We start from the raw sequence: 629 nt of genomic DNA, 5'->3' as shown, positions 1-629 counted from the left end.
CAAATTTCCGATTTTTGGAACGATGCAACAAAACCGTTACACAATGGACATCTGCCGGACGCGAATGGTCTTGGCAGGTCCGATCTCGACGAAGGACGTCCGAGCGAAGGCTTGGTTATGATTGTCGACAAGCGAGCGCTTGAGCGTGAATGCCTTGCGCGCGGCCTTATCGAACACAATCCCACCTTGCGCGTTAGCGCGGTAGGATCGCTTGACGAAATCCAGCACATTGCCGGGGACGAGGAGCCGTCCGCGATCCTCGTAATTCTTGGCGCCAGGAAGGTCACGGACCAGAGTGTTCGGGCGGAACTTGCGCACTTAATTTCCGAGTTTGGCACCGTACCCGTAATCGTCGTGGTGGATTCCGATGAGCCAGGGGAGGTTCTCGCGGCTCTCGAATGCGGCGCCCGAGGCTATATTCCCACAAGCGTGACGGTGAAGGTCGCTGCCGAGGCCATTGGTCTTGCTCGTGCCGGAGGGATCTTTGTTCCCGCCAGCTGCGTGCTGGCGCTGCGAGAGATCATCCACTCGACCGCAAACGGTGTCCGTCCGCTCTCCGGCATGTTCACCACACGCGAAGCTGCGGTTGTGGAGGCGCTCAGGACAGGCAAGGCGAACAAGATAATTGC

At 58.5% G+C, this 629-nt stretch carries 1 protein-coding gene; it reads left to right on the top strand.

Going from position 1 to position 629, the window contains the following annotated elements; all coding sequences use genetic code 11:
• On the top strand, nt 1–629 hold a 629-nt coding region (locus tag EN804_RS34530), incomplete at both ends, for a response regulator transcription factor (RefSeq protein ID WP_135922300.1).

The organism is Mesorhizobium sp. M8A.F.Ca.ET.161.01.1.1, from assembly GCF_004792105.1.
Classification (GTDB): domain Bacteria; phylum Pseudomonadota; class Alphaproteobacteria; order Rhizobiales; family Rhizobiaceae; genus Mesorhizobium.
The sequence above is the reverse complement of the archived record's forward strand: the minus strand, read 5'-3'. Positions and strand labels throughout refer to the sequence as shown.